The organism is Amycolatopsis sp. lyj-84 (genome assembly GCF_046549075.1).
Classification (GTDB): domain Bacteria; phylum Actinomycetota; class Actinomycetes; order Mycobacteriales; family Pseudonocardiaceae; genus Amycolatopsis.
The window spans coordinates 506035-523163 of record NZ_JAJPWO010000004.1 but is presented as its reverse complement, the minus strand read 5'-3'; the positions used below and the strand labels follow the sequence as shown (position 1 = coordinate 523163).

Annotated in this window: 13 protein-coding genes and 1 pseudogene; 9 read left to right on the top strand and 5 right to left on the bottom strand. The window is 64.6% G+C overall.

The features are described 5' to 3' along the window. The first annotated feature begins 56 nt into the window (after positions 1-56). Both ACLJRM_RS16525 and ACLJRM_RS16520 read left to right on the top strand, forming a co-directional pair. On the top strand, positions 57-614 hold the full coding sequence (locus ACLJRM_RS16525; protein WP_410663470.1) for an inositol monophosphatase family protein: 558 nt from the start codon (positions 57-59) through the stop codon (positions 612-614). Further along, positions 586-876, top strand: a complete 291-nt coding sequence (locus ACLJRM_RS16520) for an inositol monophosphatase family protein (protein ID WP_410663469.1) — start codon at positions 586-588, stop codon at positions 874-876. The genes ACLJRM_RS16525 and ACLJRM_RS16520 overlap by 29 nt, the downstream gene beginning before the upstream one ends. Positions 877-885: 9 nt before the next feature. Here the strand turns inward: ACLJRM_RS16520 and ACLJRM_RS16515 are convergent, their stop codons facing one another. After that, positions 886-1290, bottom strand: coding sequence for a hypothetical protein (locus tag ACLJRM_RS16515; protein WP_410663468.1), 405 nt, complete (start codon positions 1288-1290; stop codon positions 886-888). Between the two features lie 386 nt (positions 1291-1676). Between ACLJRM_RS16515 and ACLJRM_RS16510 the strand changes: the two genes are divergently transcribed. After that, the gene (locus tag ACLJRM_RS16510) at positions 1677-2723 is read left to right on the top strand and encodes a barstar family protein (protein WP_410663467.1); all 1047 of its coding nucleotides are present in this window, start codon (positions 1677-1679) and stop codon (positions 2721-2723) included. Between the two features lie 235 nt (positions 2724-2958). On the opposite strand, the gene ACLJRM_RS16505 is transcribed toward ACLJRM_RS16510, so the two are convergent. The 4 genes from ACLJRM_RS16505 to ACLJRM_RS16490 all read right to left on the bottom strand — a co-directional run bounded on the left by ACLJRM_RS16505 (position 2959) and on the right by ACLJRM_RS16490 (position 8232). After that, positions 2959-4821 (bottom strand): hypothetical protein, encoded by a 1863-nt coding sequence (locus tag ACLJRM_RS16505; RefSeq protein ID WP_410663466.1) that lies wholly within the window; start codon positions 4819-4821, stop codon positions 2959-2961. 214 nt (positions 4822-5035) lie between these two features. After that, the gene (locus ACLJRM_RS16500; protein WP_410663465.1) at positions 5036-5755 is read right to left on the bottom strand and encodes a hypothetical protein; all 720 of its coding nucleotides are present in this window, start codon (positions 5753-5755) and stop codon (positions 5036-5038) included. A gap of 6 nt (positions 5756-5761) precedes the next feature. Beyond that, positions 5762-6550: a hypothetical protein gene (locus tag ACLJRM_RS16495; RefSeq protein WP_410663552.1), complete on the bottom strand. Its 789-nt coding sequence runs from the start codon at positions 6548-6550 to the stop codon at positions 5762-5764. A 26-nt stretch (positions 6551-6576) separates the two neighbouring features. After that, positions 6577-8232: a hypothetical protein gene (locus tag ACLJRM_RS16490; RefSeq protein WP_410663464.1), complete on the bottom strand. Its 1656-nt coding sequence runs from the start codon at positions 8230-8232 to the stop codon at positions 6577-6579. A gap of 90 nt (positions 8233-8322) precedes the next feature. Here ACLJRM_RS16490 and ACLJRM_RS16485 point away from each other — a divergent pair, with 90 nt between their 5' ends. The 6 genes and pseudogenes from ACLJRM_RS16485 to ACLJRM_RS16460 all read left to right on the top strand — a co-directional run bounded on the left by ACLJRM_RS16485 (position 8323) and on the right by ACLJRM_RS16460 (position 17087). Then, positions 8323-9045 carry an NUDIX hydrolase gene (locus ACLJRM_RS16485; RefSeq protein WP_410663551.1) on the top strand — a complete coding sequence of 241 codons (723 nt, stop codon included), beginning with the start codon at positions 8323-8325 and terminating at the stop codon, positions 9043-9045. 504 nt (positions 9046-9549) lie between these two features. Beyond that, positions 9550-11496, top strand: a pseudogene (locus tag ACLJRM_RS16480) (error-prone DNA polymerase); the annotation flags it as partial. Next, positions 11493-12110 (top strand): hypothetical protein, encoded by a 618-nt coding sequence (locus ACLJRM_RS16475; RefSeq protein WP_410663463.1) that lies wholly within the window; start codon positions 11493-11495, stop codon positions 12108-12110. The pseudogene ACLJRM_RS16480 and the gene ACLJRM_RS16475, both read left to right, overlap by 4 nt. Before the next feature lie 113 nt (positions 12111-12223). Further along, positions 12224-12427 carry a cold-shock protein gene (locus ACLJRM_RS16470; protein WP_410663462.1) on the top strand — a complete coding sequence of 68 codons (204 nt, stop codon included), beginning with the start codon at positions 12224-12226 and terminating at the stop codon, positions 12425-12427. Positions 12428-12835: 408 nt separating this feature from the next. Further along, the gene (locus ACLJRM_RS16465) at positions 12836-13600 is read left to right on the top strand and encodes a Hachiman antiphage defense system protein HamA (RefSeq protein WP_410663461.1); all 765 of its coding nucleotides are present in this window, start codon (positions 12836-12838) and stop codon (positions 13598-13600) included. Next, positions 13590-17087, top strand: coding sequence for a DEAD/DEAH box helicase (locus tag ACLJRM_RS16460; RefSeq protein ID WP_410663460.1), 3498 nt, complete (start codon positions 13590-13592; stop codon positions 17085-17087). The genes ACLJRM_RS16465 and ACLJRM_RS16460 overlap by 11 nt, the downstream gene beginning before the upstream one ends. Positions 17088-17129 lie beyond the last annotated feature (42 nt).

Genomic DNA, 17129 nt, shown 5'->3' with positions numbered 1-17129 from the left:
CTCAAACGTCCGCTCATGCCGATGAGCGGATGTTCGCGGGTGGAAGGATCTGATTCATGGTTGAAGTGGTTACGACGATGAGGGCCGACTCCGATGTGGAGGTGGCGATCCGTGCTGTCGACGACGCGTGTGAAGTGATCCGGCGTTCTTATGGCGGCACTGTGAAGCGGTTCGAGAAGGGCAACGGAGATTTCGCCACAGGAGTGGATCTCGCCGCGGAGCGGGTGATCCGGAGTGCGCTGCGGGACGCTTACCCGCGCGATGTGATCTTCGGTGAAGAGTACGGCACGGACATCGGGGACGGGTCGCGGGCCTGGCTGGTCGATCCGTTGTGCGGCAACGTGAACTACGCGGCCCAGACGCCGCTGGTCGCGGTCAACGTCGCCCTGCGTACTGAGAGCGGCGTGACGGCGGCGGTGTCGGCGGACCCTTTGTCCGGCGAGGTCTTCTGGACCAGTGGCCACGGCGCGTTCCTCCGCCGCGACGGCCGCGACGAGCACTTGGTACCCGGGGCTGGCGACCGCGGTCGTGGATGTCAATCTCGACCCGCCGTTCCCCAATGCCGTGGCGTTCCGCACAGCGCGGATGCTGCTGGACGATGCCTTCACGGATGACTTCCGCCCCCGCGTGGTGTCCACGAGCCTGGCGGTGGCCTGGGTCGCGGCCGGACGGCGGGCCGGCTACATCACCGACGGGCACCTGCGGGACAGCGTGCATTTCACAAGCGGCATCGCCCTGTGCCAGGCGGCCGGCTGTGTGGTGACCAATCTCGCCGGGCAGCCAGTGCACTCCGGCATCCAGGGATTGGTCGTGGCCGCCGACCCCGAGACCCACCGAAACCTGATCGACCTGGTTTCGCGCCATCGCGACGACTGAACGTCCCCTTTACCTGTCAGTGTCGCTGTCCCAGAGCGCATAGAACGTAGAACGGGAAACAGGCATGAGGCCGGCGTCGGCGAGGTCGAGTGCTTGATCGGTGAGTCCACCGGCGTCATCCTCGATATTCCGCCACCAGTAGCGGTGAGCGGCCCCGGACGAATCCAGCTCGATTTGCTTGATGGCCACTGTCTCGTGCTCGACCACGATCGCTTCCCATAGCCAGCGAGCTCCTTCGTCGACCAGGCCTTCATGATCCACGTACTCGTAGTACTGGCGAAGTTCGGAGCCCTCGTCCAGCGCCCGATACCACGCGACGCTTGCCCGGAATGCGGCTTCGGTCTCCTGCGGCCAGTGCCGTTGTGCTGCCAGACGCCGGTAGCGCGCCTCCACCTCCGGCGGAAAATCGATCACTACGAGAGTATGCTCGTGGTACCGAGCTTCGCGCGCTCATGCCGCAGGTCGCACGTTCTGAGAAAGGCACGCACCTGCCGTTGGGCGGATTGTGTCGGCATGTGAGGCAAGAATTCCACCTTCGCGATCTGGCCTGACACGGCGCTACCTGCCGGTAGGGTTGCGGGGTGATGACCAACCCCGGTACCGGGTTCTCCTCGGAGCGGCAGCAGTGGACGTGGGCGTATCCGGTAGGCCCCCGTTGGCTGCTCCTCGGCGAGATCGGTTTCGATGATTCCGAGGACGACGTCCCGTTGGCGGTGTGTGCCGACATCGAAGGCCTGTTCGTCGACCTTCCGCCTCGGCCGCGGGAGCGGTTCACGCTTGTCGGATGTACCCCGGCAGGAGTGCTCGCCGATCTCCTCGGCCAGCTGCCTGCCGAAGCATTCGGTACCGAACGGGCCTGGCTGGGCAACGTCTCCTTGAGCGCGCCCACACGACTGCCGAGTCCAGCGCAGTCGTGGTGTGGAGAAGATCTGTGCGACGTCGTGGTACTCGCGCAGCGACCGAATGCGGCCATGCCCGAAAAAGTGGACATCGACCTCGATGGTTTCGTTTACGTCGGTCAAAGCACGGATGCGGTGGTACGTCCCCGCGACGTCGACGAATTCGTCCTGACGACTTGGTATGGGACGTTCTGCGGCACCTGCGGGGACCTCACGGGTGTATTCCGCGAGCAAGCCGCACCGTCGGTGCGGCAGATCCGGCTTCTCGGTTGCCGACCGGAACCTCCGCTGGTGACCGCGCTCGATGTGGTGAGACAGTCGGCCACGGCGAGCCCGAGTCGGCGCCGCGTCCACGCCTGGGTCCACGCGATCGCCGCCGATGGTTCCGCTGTCGCGTTAACCGGCGCCGTGGTGTCCGGAACGGTCGGCTCAGCCGAGCCGTCACCACTCGGTGCTGGACTCCTGGACGTGACCGTCGAGGTGGGTGCAGGGGAGCCCCTGCCGACGGGAACTCTCGACATTCTGGAGCATTGGCGCGCTGGACGGCCAACCCGGCCGAATCTGTGGGCGGACTACGATCGTGAACTGCGGCGCCAGTGGTCAGGAGTGGCGCTCGGTTACCGGACCGGCGCACTGGCCCGGCCTGCCGGAACCACCTACGACCTCGACGGCCGGTTCGTGACCGACGTCGAAGGGTTCTACTGCGCGATCGGCGAGGCGATCAACGGCCCGGGCGGGTACTTCGGCTGGACCCTCGACGGCCTGGACGACTGCCTCCGCGGACAGTTCGGCGCACAGGCTCCGTTTCGGCTGGTATGGCATAACTCGGCCGTCGCCCGCGAGCACCTCGTCGGCGGTTACGACCGGCGTCGGCTGAGTCCAGCGATCACCCTGGAGGACTTGCTGGTCCTACTCGCGGAGCACCATATTGAAGTTGATCTACGCTGAGCCCTGCCTGGCACTATCACCCCACTTCGGTCCGGTCAGACGAAAAGGCCGCCCGTCTCCGGTGCACTTGTACTTCATCGCCTACCGGCAGCATACGAATTCCCTGCGGGCTCGGCTTCGAACAGACGTCCGCTCATGCCGATGAGCTGGCCCTTGGCGGCGAGTTCGCGCGCTTGCCGGAGTTGGGATCCTCGCTCGGGTCCAGACTGAGAAGGGGCCATTCGCCCGGGTAGGCCTATTCGGACTTGGCGTACGGGAGGTAACCCTTGTCGACGCTGAGACCGCGCAGCAATGCGCCGACGAGTTGCTCAGTGAGGACTTCGGGTGTCCTGAGCAGGTCTGCGGTTCTTGCTGTCGCCGTCTGCTGGTAGCTGTCTACATCGTACGGTTCCACCTCATCCTCGTCGCCGTTCTGCACATACTCGTAGGCGATCGCCGCCTTGATGCCGGTGAGGCGTAAGCCAATCACCCAAGGTCCGTCGTACTTGGCGTAGTTGCTCGCGAGGTCTGCGGCCACACGCAGCGCGCCGTCCACAAGTCCGAGCACCAGGCTGGGCAAGATCACTCGGTGCTCGGCGGGTGCGGCGGTGGAGCCAAGAGGACGCCATGTGGAATGAGCCATAGCAGTTGCACGACCGCAAAGCAGACCAACAGTCCCGTTCTCCTGAATTTTAAGGACCAGCAGAGAGTCCTCTCGGACCGAGCCGTCCTCGCGAATGCCGTTTTCCTTGACCATCCCGCTGCTGCGGCGGCGCCACACACCGCTGCCCAGGTCAGGCGAGAACGACGGTCCTCCACGCGCAACTACCGCCTGACTAATCACAGCATCCAAGTCTCCGGTCGAGGAAACGGTGCTGACACCAGCGAAAGCGTCACCCACAGCGTCCACAGGGTGAACAACAAGGTAGAGGCGGCCGTTCGTGCGTCCCGCGTTGTTCGGCGCCGGATCACCAGCCGCAAGCTCGTCGAGCAACGACACGACATCCACCCTGGCGGGCTCCACCACCGACACACGGGGATCGACTGGTCCTCCGCGTCCAGACGCACTGGAGATCCCAGGCGTTCCAACCCTCTCGGTCCTGCGTTGCGCGCCCGTGTCTGTCTTTACGACGAGGCGTTCCAGCAATGCGAACATGACTTGAGCGGAGGCGCGGGCGGCGAACTGCTTGTAGCGGTCGTCTTTCGTGGTGTCAGCGTGGTCCATCACGCCCTTGGCGACGAGCCAGGTAAGTCCCCGATCATGGGCGACGGTCGCGATGGTAGCGGCCTCCATCTCGACCGCGGTGATCTTCCGCATGCCCATCGCCTTCAACCGGCCCCAGCCGTCGGGATCGGCGATGACGGCGCTGCCGCTGGCCATGGGGGCGGCGAGTACGCGAAAAGGAAGTTGCTGCGGCCCCTCGACGTCGTCGTAGAGCCGCCGCTGCACGAGGCCGGCCCCGTCTCTGGTCAGAACAGCCTCGCCGTTCTGCGTGCGGCGGATCAGACCTTGCTCCTCGAGCTGCGGCAAGCGCCGCTGCCAGGTGCCGCTCGGGAAGTAGGCGTCGCGCGCGGGATGGCTGCGTGGTTGCTGCCCACGGTGTAGCTGTTCGAGAAACCAGAGCAGTGCTTCACTCTCGCTGGCGTCGCCGTAGCTGGCCAATCTGCTGGGGTCGAAGTCTTGCGCGGCGCGCAGCCACCGAGGCTCCAGCCGGAATTGCCGGTGATCACCCTCGAACCCGGAGGCCGACTGCTTGCCTTCGTCCCACTCATAGACGGGCTCGCCGACCACGACGTCACCCAGCGCCGTGTCTGCGGGGTTACCGGCGCACACCCCACACATGGCCAGCGATGCCGGACGTAGCCGCTCGACCAGCGACGCAGCGAATGGCCCTATAACGCGACCGCCCATCTGCGTCGGCCGGGCCAACGCCAACGTGAACCGAGCCTTCCCATCGACGCGGTACTCACCCCAAAGGAACGGTGGGGTGCCGTCCAGGTCGCGCTCCTCCCACTGAAGCACCCCTGGACCTGTCAGAGCGATCGCCTGGCCAGCTGCCTTGGCCGCATCGAACTCCTCTCGCAATGCCACAACCACCAGCACATCAACGCGGTCCATGTTTCCCCCGTAGAGACTAACTGCGCTATCGCGGGCGGTGTGTAGAGCCGCGCCGTGCTGCTCAGCCTCCGACCCATATTCTGCCCCTGCCTCAAGGAACGCCAAAATCCGCGCCACAGCACGTCCCGGATCGCGCCAGTGCGACCTTTGGGTAGTGCTGACAAGGCTCGGGCAATTTCACGACGCGATTGTCCGCCAACCCGTCGTAGGCCGGTCATTCAGGTCCACCACTGCCCCGGAATGGCGGAGTAGCGGCGAGCTGCTGTTCTTCCAGGATTCGGTTCTCCGGCTGACTTTGCTCCCACGCCGTGCTGAACAGCGACAGGGCGATGTCGTAGAGCAAGCTGGGGCGTTGGGCGGCGACGCACGGCGAGTGACGGCCGTGAACCGATCCGCCGTACAGCGTCAGATAGGCCACCTCGTTGGTGATGATCACCCGGTGCGTGTGCGGGAGGTTGTAGAAGCGCAGCGACACGTTGCCGTGGCGGCGGGCTGCGGCGATCACGAAATGTGTGTTCGTACGGACCTGTTCGGCCAGGAATCCGGCCGAGAAGGTCGGGTCCGCGCGTCGCATGTCCTCTTCGCGTCTGGCGAGCCACGAGTCCGGGCCGCGCTGCAAGTCGGGCAACAGGACCTCGACGAACTGGGGTGGCCGCCGCATCCCGCCCGTCCACACGGTTGTGAACGTGTCGCGGGTCAGTTCGTTCCCTCGGCCCGTCAGAACGCGGATCCACTGGGCGTTTGCCAGATCGCGGGCCAGATCCGGGCTGGCGAGTTCCTGGCGCTCGTACACCTGCTGCACCGGTAAGCCCGCGAATCGCGAGAACATCGCTGTCAGCACCCGCCGGAGCCGTTTGGAGAGCACCCATCCGCTCGCGACGGTGAGCGAGGTCGCGGCGAGCGAGCTGATGACACCCATGACGAAGTCGGCCATGTCGTCTCACCCGACCAGGTACGGGATCAGCTCGCGGACCACGATGGCGGCGTTTTCCGCCGCCATCGGCTGGGCGTCGTCGTTCTTCTGCTCGTCGGCGAGATCCGAGATTCCCCGAACGACGACCCAGGGCCAGGCGCCGTTCTCGTAGCAGAACTGGCCCAGTCCGTCGGACTCCATGTCCACGGCCAGCGTCTTGTCACTGAATCCCCGCAGGTACCTCAGCACCTCCGCGTCCCCGTGGGCGATGACACCGTTCCCGGAGCCGATCAGCCCTGACTGCGCCACGAAGCCAGGGAACTCGGCCGGCTCGCCCCGCGCGGAGAAGAACTCGCCGACGGCGTGCCCAGCGATGGCCCGTGCTTCCCAGTACCGGCCGCGCCGCTGTGTACCCGCCGGTGTCTCCTTGTACAGGTCGTATCCCACGACCTTGGTGGCGACCACGACGTCGCCGATGCGCAGGCACGGATCGATGCCGCCGGCGATCCCAGCCAGCACCAGCACTTTCGGGGCGAAGCGCTGAACTAGCCTCCGTGCCGCGTCCATCGCCGCACCCTGGCCCTGGCCGTGTGTCTGCACGGCCACGATGTGGGTGAACCGCTCGCCCGCGTGGAAGGCGTCGTCGAGCGGTGACAGTTCGAGCACCCTGCGGACGGCGCGGGTCTCGTCTGCGGTCATAGTGATCACTCCGACGTCGTGGGCGATCTCTGGTCTCTCGACCGGACCAGGTACCGCGTTGACCGACGCGTACGGGCCAATGGCTACGCCGCTCAACGAGGTGGGGCCGCTGAACATCGCGCCGTGAACATTGATATTCGTGTTCATTCCTCTGCTCCTGGTTTGCTCGCCGGGTTCGACTGGTAAACCTGGGGGTTCGGGCCGATCGGCGAGTTGTCGATCTTGAGGTCTCCGCTGCTGAAGACGTTGGCGTTGATGATGGTGGTGACCTGTCCCTTGACCGCGGAGACGTCCATTCCCTTCGACTTGAGGAACTCGACGATTGAGTCGAGCAAGGTGTTGAGGATGACGTTCTTGTTCTCCTCGATCTCCCGGCGGTCGAACGCGACGTGGCGGCTCCGGTCGACCAGTTCGACCTCCTGGCGAATGCTGAAGCACGGGCCGATACCCCTGCCCCGTCTCGGCATCACCGCGCGGTCCTGCCGTGCGTACAGCGCACGGGCGACCACCCAGGGCGCGGTGCTGAGGCGCCACGCGTCGCCGGCTTCGCGAGGAAGGTCGCGCAATGCGCGGAACGCCGCGCGGACTACTGCGCTTACGCCGTTCTCCCGATGGGCGTCAACGGAGAGAAACTCGTACGGCAGGCTCGTGAGCATGCCGAGCGCGATGTCTACGTTCAGCGTGCGTGCTCGCAGCGTCAGGCCTAGGAACAGCGTGGTCACCACTTCACCTGTCTTGCTGACGCTGACTTCTAGGTAGTGCTGCACAGGGCTGTTCGGATTGTTGGTGATCTCGTCCATCTCGTTGGACGTCGGTTCGGTGCCCAATAGGTGCTGGGCCGACAACACCTTCTCCTGCGCGATGAACAGTCGATCTCGCACGCGTAGGCCCGGCAACCCTGGTCCTTCGTGCGACCTGCTCAGCTCGGTGGCTTTCTTGCGGAGGAACCGCATCAGTTCGGCGGCGTCAAAACGTGGTTCATCGCTCGTGATGAAGTCGGCTTTCTTGGCTTCGTCGCGCTCCAGCTGGATCGACCACTGCGGCCACCTGTGCACGATTCCGCTGCCCAGAAAGGGGCTCGGAGTGCCGTAGGTCGAATAGTCGTGGCCGTACGCCACCAACGTGCTCGTTTGCTGCGTGTCGGCCACTTTTGACCGCTTGGACAGGCGGGCCGGGCGAAGATTCGCGGCGCGATGCAAGCGGTTCACGGCGAGTTGCCGGATCACGCCTGCGGCGACCGCCAGCGTTGCCGTCAGCAACAACAGGACGATGCCCTGCGGGAGGGAAGCCGGCAGGGACGCGTGCGTGCTGCTTGCGATGAACACCACGCCGGCGGCGAGCACCCCGCATCCGGCGAGATTCAGAAGGAACCGGTGGGCCTGTTCCTTCAGCTCTTGCTCCTGTTCAGCCGGCACCTTCCTGCCGAGGAATTTCTGACGAAGCAAACGTCCCTTGAGCTTCAACACTTTCAGGAACGGGCGGGGCACGTCCGCCGCCAGTGGCATCGCCGCGATGGTGCACCCGGCCAACACGGTCGCCGTGATGTCGGTGAGGAGCCCGGCGGTGAACACCGCGAGCGTGCAGATCTGGTGCGCGGTTCCGAGCACCCACGCCCGCCGGGCGTGCTCCAGGACCGGGACGAGGTCGAACCCGTAAGACGGCGCCACGCGGTGCCGGCAGTCGTTGTGCACCCCGTGGATCACCAGGTCGCGAAAGTGGCGGTTGAGGTAGACGCCGGCGCACAGGCGCCGGGTAGCCGTGTCCAACCGACCGTCGGACGCTATTGAAGTTTCCCCCATGTCGCCACCTCCGCACTATAGGTCACCATGACCATAAGCGCCTGCAGGCTTAGAGTCAATCTGACCATTAGGGGGTATGATGGAGTCGTGATCAGCGAAGTTCCCCAAGCGAGCCATGCCACCGGTGTCGCCGTGACCGTCGACCTGGTCATCTTCACCATCAGGGCCAACCGGCTGCAGGTGCTGCTGGTGGAGAGAGGCAAGGAGCCGTTTCTCGGCAGGCCCGCGCTGCCCGGCGGATACGTCCGCGACGGGGAGACGCTGAACGACACAGCGCTGCGCGAACTGAGCGAGGAGACCGGACTCGACGGGCGGCGGCTGCACCTGGAGCAACTGAAGACCTACGGTGACCCCGGCCGCGACCCGCGCGGCCGGGTGATCACGGTGGCCTACCTCGCACTGGTGCCGAACCTGTCTGCTCCGGTAGCCGGCACCGACGCCCGAGCTGCGAGCTGGATCCCGGTGGATTCGGTCGATTCCGGTGAACTCGCCTTCGACCACGCCGTGATCCTCCACGAGGCGCTCGAATGGGCGCGTTCTCAGCTGGAATACACGACAGTCGCCGCGGCTTTCTGCGTAGAGCCCTTCTCCATCAGTGACCTCCGGCAGGTGTACGAGGTGGTGTGGGGATTTTCGCTCGACCCGAGCAACTTCCGTCGAAAAGTCATCGGAGCCGAGGATTTCCTCATACCCACGGGGAAGCGCAGGGTTCCGGAAATTGGTCGGCCCGCCGCGCTCTATCAAAGAGGAGCCGCCCAGTTGCTCTTCCCGCCGTTGATGCGTTCCGCCAACATCTCGCAGGTGCGGACCTGAAGCGGACGAGCAGGCTACGCAACAACTCCCGCCGACACTCATGTCTCTCCCTTCGCGAAGACATTGCCGCAACGCGTTTTGAAGTCGTTCCGATATTGGAGACCGTTACCACCACCAAGGCCGCCCTTACACAGCGGGTTCGGTGCCGGGCGACTGGTCCAACCCGGGCACCGTTCACTCCGACCCGCGCCTACCCGGGGCACCGCGCCAGCCCGGATCCAATCCGAGCCGTTCAACACGAGGCGAACCACCGCGCCCTGACCACCTGGCAGCCGCCGTTGGCAGCAGCGGAATCCTCGCCTTGGCCATCCGCCTCCCCCAGGCGGGGCCTTCTTCGACTCCAGCAACCGATGAGGGCAAGCCCACCCCTGGCTCGCCGGAGCACACTCACCTGTGAACAACGTCCTGTCATGTCGCTGGGCGTGCGTTGGCATTCCATCAGGCAGGGCGGACACGATGCACCTGCTGAACAGGGATCTGTCATCTCGATGTTAGTCCGGTGAAGACATCGACATCGAGTCCGACCGCCGTGAAGAGGCGATCCAGTACGTCTACGACAAACACGGCCGTTTCCATGCGGCGCAGGTGGCGAACGTGATCACCTACCGGGCGCCGTCGGCGATCCGGGACGCCGCCAAAGCGTTGGGTTACAGTCCCGGGCAGCAGGACGCTTACAGCAAGGTCGTCAACCGCTGGGCCGGCGTGCAGAAAACCAGCGAGGAGGCGACGGGGGAGATCCCGCACGAGGTCCTCGAACTCGCCGACGCGATCGAGGACTTCCCCCGCCATCTGGGGATCCATTCCGGTGGGATGGTGATCTCGAAGACCCCGGTGTCGGAGGTGGTGCCCGTCGAGTGGGCCCGCATGCCCAGCCGGTCGGTGTTGCAGTGGGACAAGGACGACTGCGCCGCCGTCGGGCTGGTGAAGTTCGACCTGCTCGGCCTCGGCATGCTCTCCGCACTGCACTACATGATCGACCTCATCGCCGAACACCACGGTGAGACGATCGACCTCGGCAAGCTCGACCTCGCCGACCCGAAGGTCTACGACATGTTGTGCGCGGCGGACGCGATTGGTGTGTTCCAGGTGGAGTCCCGGGCGCAGCTGGCGACGCTGCCGCGGTTGCGGCCGCGGAAGTTCTACGACCTTGTCGTCGAGGTCGCGCTCATCCGGCCCGGTCCGATCCAGGGCGGCTCCGTGCACCCCTACATCGCGCGGCGCCGCGGCGAGGAAACCTGGAAACACAAGCATCCTCTGCTGGCCCGGAGTCTCGATAGGACACTCGGGGTGCCGCTGTTTCAGGAGCAGGTCATGCAGATGGCCGTTGATGTCGCCTCCTTCACCCCGGCCGAGGCCGACCTACTCCGCCGCGCGATGGGCTCCAAACGGTCCAGTGCGAAGATGAGGAAGCTGGCGAAGAGGTTCTTCGAGGGCGCCGCGGCGAACGGTGTCGCCCGCGACACCGCGGTGGGAGTGTTCGAGCAGATCGCGGCGTTCTCCGGCTATGGCTTCCCCGAAGCCCACTCCATGTCCTTCGCCCTGCTCGTCTACGCCTCCGCGCATCTCAAGTTTTACTACCCGGCGGCGTTCTGCGCGGGCCTGCTGCGAGCCCAGCCGATGGGGTTCTACTCCCCGCAATCGCTGGTCGCCGACGCCCGCCGCCACGGCGTCATCGTCCACGAACCCGACATCAACGCCGGCCTCACCCACGCCACCCTTGAACCCCACCGCGACAGCACCGGCGGCCACGCGATCCGACTCGGCCTCGCCACGATCAGGAACGTCGGCGACACCGCGGCCGAGGCGATCGTCACCGAACGCCAGAACAACGGCCCGTACGCCAGCATCGGGGAGCTGACCGAACGCGTCCGGCTGAAGAAACCCGCCCTCGAAGCCCTCGCCACCGCCGGCGCGTTCACCAGCCTCGGCCCCCAGCGGCGCCAAGCGCTCTGGGCGGCCGGCGCCGCGGCCGCCACCCGGCCCGAGCATCTTCCCGGCCTCGCTCCCGGCCTGGACGCACCAGCACTGCCGGGGATGACACGGATCGAGGTCACCGCCGCCGACCTGTGGGCCACCGGCATCTCACCCGGCTCCCACCCCGTCGAATACCTCCGCCAGTGGCTCACCGACCATGGCGCTATCACCGCCGCCGCCCTTACCCAGGCCGAGGACGGGACACGGGTGTGGATCGGGGGAGCGGTTACCCACCGCCAACGGCCCGCCACCGCCGGCGGGATCACCTTCCTCAACCTCGAAGACGAGACCGGCATGGCCAACATCCTCGTCTCCCCGGGACTGTGGGCACGGTACAAAGTGCTCGCGCGGGCTAGCGCGGCGCTGCTGATCCGTGGACAGGTCCAAGCTGCCGATGGCGTGGTCACCCTCGTCGCAGACAAACTCGAACGCCTCGACCTGTCCATGACCACCGGCCCCTCCCGGGACTTCCGATGACCGGCGCCAACCGCCACTGGCGCTCCTTGGAAGTCCCGATCCGCCCCGGCACCGGAACACCGACCCTCTGTCCCTGGGGTCATGACCTTGCCGTCGCCGGAGTCCGTCAAAGCTGGTCTCAGGACTACCTGACACCTGAGTGGCTCTGCGAAGCCTGCAACGCCCTACCAGGACGGGGCGGGGTGTGGGCGCTGGTCGACCCGTCGCCGTCGCGACACGTTAGTGAGGACCAGGTCGATGAGTACGGACTCCACCTCGTCCTGCGCCGCCCACCGACACCGGCTGGGATCGGATCCATCCAGCTGCGACTGGGATGCACGACCTTCGGTGAAGTCCAGCTCTCTCTTTGCTCGATCGACCGGCGCGCGATCCTCGTCCACGTCGACATCGAAGAGAAACACCGCCGCCGAGGAGCGGGCTCTGTTCTCGTCGCCGCGGCTGCCGCGCGAGGCTCGCGCTACGAATGGACGACACTGCCGATCGATCGCGACCCCACGTCGGTCGCGTTCTGGGCCCGGACCGGTGCACCAGGGCCAGCCGCGCCGCGCCCCTGCACGCATCAACTGGAAGCGAAGGTGGTGCCCGCCGCCGCACGATGGTCCAAGTGGTGGTGATCGGTCCAGCCTCGGCCCTTACGGGTGTACCGACGGGTGGGTGCCTGCGAGAATCGCTCTCAAGATCAGGGCATCGGCAGAGCCCTGACACGACGAAGAGCAGGTAGAAGAGTATGGATCAGGGCAGTGTGAAGTGGTTCAACAGCGAGAAGGGCTTCGGCTTCATCGAGCAGGACGGTGGCGGGCCGGACGTGTTCGTGCACTACTCGGAGATTCAGGGCAACGGCTTCAAGTCCCTGGATGAGGGGCAGCGCGTGGAGTTCGAGATCGGCCAGGGGCAGAAGGGCCCACAGGCCCAGCGCGTCACCGCGATCTAACTCTCTAGCCCGACGGTCCTGGCCAGACTCTGGCGGGACCGTCGGGTCTCTGCAGGCGTCACACCGTCTTGACAGTGGTGCGCGTGCTCAGTCGCGTCGGCGGGCCGGGATACCGTCGGGCAAGTACTGGTCTTTGACCGGCAGCGCTCGATCCCGGCAGCGCGCCCGACCGGTGCTGGTCATGGATGAGCGAGGTGGCCCCGTCGTCCCGTTCAGGATCACTGCAGCGGCCATCCAGGTGGCCGTGCAGAGAGTTGATCACGTGAGGCTATCTCTTGGTGCTTATCCTAAGCCGATGCTGCGACTGTGCTGGAGAGGTCGGGTAGCCTTCCAGCAAGGTGAAGGAACGATTCTCATGTTCGTCCGGTAACCACTCCGACGTGAGAAAGGATGCGTGAGTTTCGGGACGTGGCTGACCTTCGCAGTTGGTGCGCCGTAGAGGAGCCAGCACCTGTAGGCGAGCACCTTGCTGGCGTTCTTGAGTCGTTCGACGAAACCACGGGCGTGGCTATACTCAGCGCGGAGCTTCCGCACCTTTACGCCAAGTCCGAGGCGCTCGCGCGGATAGCGGCCCGGCTGGGAAAAAGGGCTGTTGCTGTGCACCTCCGCAACAAGCTTCCTACGAAGGCAAGCGCTCGATCCGGAGACATCGGAGAAATCCTTGCGACGGCCTATCTTCGCGAGGAGCAAGGTTATGTGGTCGGGCCGAGCAGGCTCATTGACCGGGACCATCAAGAGTGGGCTATGCGGGGCGATGACGCGCTCGGGGCCAAGCTTGATCCTGACGGCAATGTGCGCATCGTCAAGGCAGAAGCAAAAAGTCGTGTCAAGCTGGGTAAAGGTACGATCGCCGAAGCCCGCGAAGGACTGGCCCGCGACAACGAGCTACCGTCGCCGCAGTCCCTCGCCCAGTTCGCCGAGCGACTCTTGTCTACAGACGACGTTGAAATAGGTATCGCCGTGTCCGCGATGCAGCGCGACGAGACTATCCGGCCCCACAACGTTAATCATCTGATGTTCCTCTTCACCAGTAGCAACCCAAGTCAGCACGTTATCGCCGATCTAGAAGAGTACGAGGGTGCAGTGGCGCAGTTGACGATCACGTTGCGCGTCCAGGAGCACCAGAAATTCATCAAAGGCGCCTACGAAAAGGTGATCTCTGATGGCTCGTGAAGCTTGGGAGCTGGCCGACATTCTGGCTACTGCTACTGACCCCGGTTTCCGGGAGCGGCTGCTCGCGCGCGGGCAAGCCCAATCGATGATCCGCCGTGACGGTGTCTTGCCACCGGGCGCACCGGGATTCACTTCCTTCCTCGACGCGGACTTGTTGAACTACGGGTACGCATTGCTGTCCACAAGCCTGGAGTTACTCGAGGTAGCAGAGTCCAGCGCGGTTGAGCAGATCCTCCTCGCGCAGCAGGGATTCATCCAAAGTTCCTATGCTCTCGAAGCCGCTACCCAGAACGCAGCTTCCAGCACAGACCTGGCTTTTCACCGGCTTGTCGCCGGCGCAGCCAGCCACCTCGGCGGGTTCGCCGCACGTGCATTCTCCCTCATTCAGACCAGCAGGCAATCGGCGCAGTTGACGCCGATGGAGCAAACGCTGGCGGATCTGCTCATGCGGGACTTGAGTGCTATCGAGCGCCGGACGCTGGCGCTGCGGGCTTCGGACGATGTCACCGATGACACGCTGCTGGCCGCTCTCATCTCGACGGATGAGAGCATGGACGAAGGCGCGTCGCAGGACGGGTTCGGCCCCGTTGTCCTGCTTCTCAGCGAGAACTATCTTTCGGCGGTCACAGCTTGCCTGTTCGCCATTGAGATCGGAGACCGGTCTCTGCTTGGTCGCGCTCTCGATGAACTTCGCGACGGCGAACAAGCGTCTTCGGACGTGAGTGCCCCTGGGCCATGGTGGGTCTACCGGCTCACTCGATACCTGATGGGCGGATTGTTCAACACCAGTCTTGAGACCAACATACCTCGCGATCCACCCTCTGGAGCAGAAGGTCGTGTCGGGCGGTGGAATTATCTGCGCAACAACTTCATCGCTTCGCTGCTTGCCCGGGAGCGTTCGGAGATAGATCTGTGGCCATCCCAGCTCCATATCGTTGACCGAATCTTCCAAGACCCGCGCGATCTCGTCGTCGCGTTGCCCACTAGCGCCGGCAAGACACGCATCGCTGAGCTGTCGATCCTCACGTGTCTCGCGCAAGGCCGACGAACGGTCTATGTCACCCCGCTGCGAGCATTGTCAGCACAGGCTGAGCACATCCTTTCCAGGACGTTTTCGACGCTGGGCATCAAAGTCTCCTCGCTCTACGGCAGCATGGGGACGAGCGACGTCGACGAGGACGCCTTGCGCGACAGCCAGATCGTCATAGCGACACCTGAGAAGCTGGACTTCGCTCTTCGGTCTGATCCCTCCGTTCTCGATGATGTGGGCCTCGTGGTCCTCGACGAAGGACACATGATCGGGGCCTCCGAGCGGGAGGTTCGTTACGAGGCACAAATTCAACGGCTGCTCCGTCGCTCGGACGCCTCGCGTCGCCGCATTCTCAGCCTCTCGGCGATCTTCCCTTCTGGACCGGACCTGGATGACTTCGTCGCATGGATCACCGACGACGAAGCCAACGGTTTGCATCGCGAGTCCTGGCGACCGACGCAGCAGCGGTTCGGCCTTGTCGAGTGGCGCGGTGACCATGCCCGGCTGTCCATCACTGTCGGAGCCGAGCAGCCGTACATTCCTCGCTACTTCGATGCGAAGAAGCCGGTAGGCAGGCGCAAGAAGCTGTTTCCTTCGGACCAGCGCGAACACGTCATCGCCACCGGGTGGCGGCTGGTCGAGGAGGGTCAGACCGTTCTGGTCTTCTGTCCTCAGCGGAACTCCGTGGAGCCCTACGCCAGCAAGATCGTCGATCTCCATGGACGAGGCCTGGTGGAATCAGTGTTGCCGTCGAGCGTTGATCTGAGCGACGCGCTGGCCGTGGGGACTGAGTGGTTCGGCGCCGACCATCCGATCCTGCGGTGTCTCCAGCTCGGCGTGGCCATCCATCACGGAGCACTGCCTGGTCCCTTCCGGCGAGAGATCGAGCGGCTGCTGCAACAAGGGGTGCTGAAGGTGACGATCGCCTCACCGACCCTCGCTCAGGGCTTGAATCTGTCAGCTTCTGCGGTGCTTTTCCACGGGGTACGCCGCGGCAGGGACCTGCTTTCCGGCTCTGAATTCGCCAATGTCATTGGGCGTGCCGGCCGAGCTTTCGTTGACACAGAGGGTCTTGTCCTCTATCCGACCTTCGACAAAACCTCGACGCGGCGCCGTGACTGGCGCAGCCTGACGCAAGAAGACAGCGGGAAGACCCTGCGGTCCGGATTGATCGAAATCGGTGTCGCTCTTCTCCGAAGGATGTTCGACTCGCAGGGACTCGCTTCGGTCGACTCCTGGCTGACCTACCTCACTGGCGGGCTGGACTGGTCGCTCCCCGTCGTAGATCGAGAGCCCAGTGAGCGGAGTGCCGCGGCGGCCGAAAGTTGGCGGTCAAACCTCGCACTGCTTGACATCGGGATCCTGAGCATCGTCGGGGACGGCGACCAAGCCATCGCCGATGACGCCGCCACTCAGATCGTCGCCGATGCGCTCCGCGACTCGTTGTGGGAACGTCAACTCAGACGTCAAGAAGATCTGGAACCGGCTCTGCGAGAGCTCGTTTACAGCCGGACGCGACACCTATGGCGGGCGTCGACTCCCTCTCAGCGCCGCGGCTGGTACCTGGCTGGGTTGGGCGCAGTCGCTGGCTCCGAGCTTTCCAGGGTGTCCGGACAGATCGTCGCCCAAGCAGTCGAGGCTGAGACAGCCCTCCTCGAAGACGATCACGAGCTGGCCGCCAATCTGCTCGTAGCAATCGCCGAGACCGTGTTCGACATGCGGGTCTTCCAGCCTGAAACGAAGCTGGTCAATTGGCGCGAGGTACTGAGGGACTGGATACGAGGATCGACGCTAGGCGCCATCCCCGGCGAGCGTGTCGAAGTAGCCCAGTTCATTGAGGCCGACGTCGTGTACCGCCTGGTCTGGGGTATGGAAGCCGCCAGGCTCTACGAAGCCGCTCAGAACAACATCGACACAGAACTCCTGTCAGGTTCGGCCGTGGCCGCAATCGAGACAGGAACCTGCAGCCAGCAAGCCTCGATCCTCATCCGCTCCGGCTTCGACCACCGCCTCGCCGCCATCACAGCCGTCACAGACTCTGACGCCACCTTCGACTCAGCCGCCAGCATGCGCCAATGGATCGCCGACCTCGATCCCATCCTGGCACTTGATCAGGACTGGCCTACACCCGAATCACGCTCCGCATGGGAAACATTCATCAACCGCTCACGGACACGTCGTTCGCGTCGGTGGCGTCGTGAGGATGTGGATGTAGATGTGCAGAACGTTACTTGGTACGGCACGACGCCGGAGCCCGGCACTTGGCTCCGCGTGATGGATGCCGCCCCCGGCAAGATCAGAATTTGGTCCACAGGCTTCGACGCGCTTGGCGAGGCAACCGTTCTCCTCGATCAAGAACGACTAGGCACCTTGCGCGCGCATCGGCACGATGCTGGTTCCGGAATTCGACTTATCTACCGTGGCCCAGGAGACCTATTGCCGAGTAGTAACGCTTAGAAACCCGACACCGTCTGCGACTACTGTCGTTTGGCTCGGGGC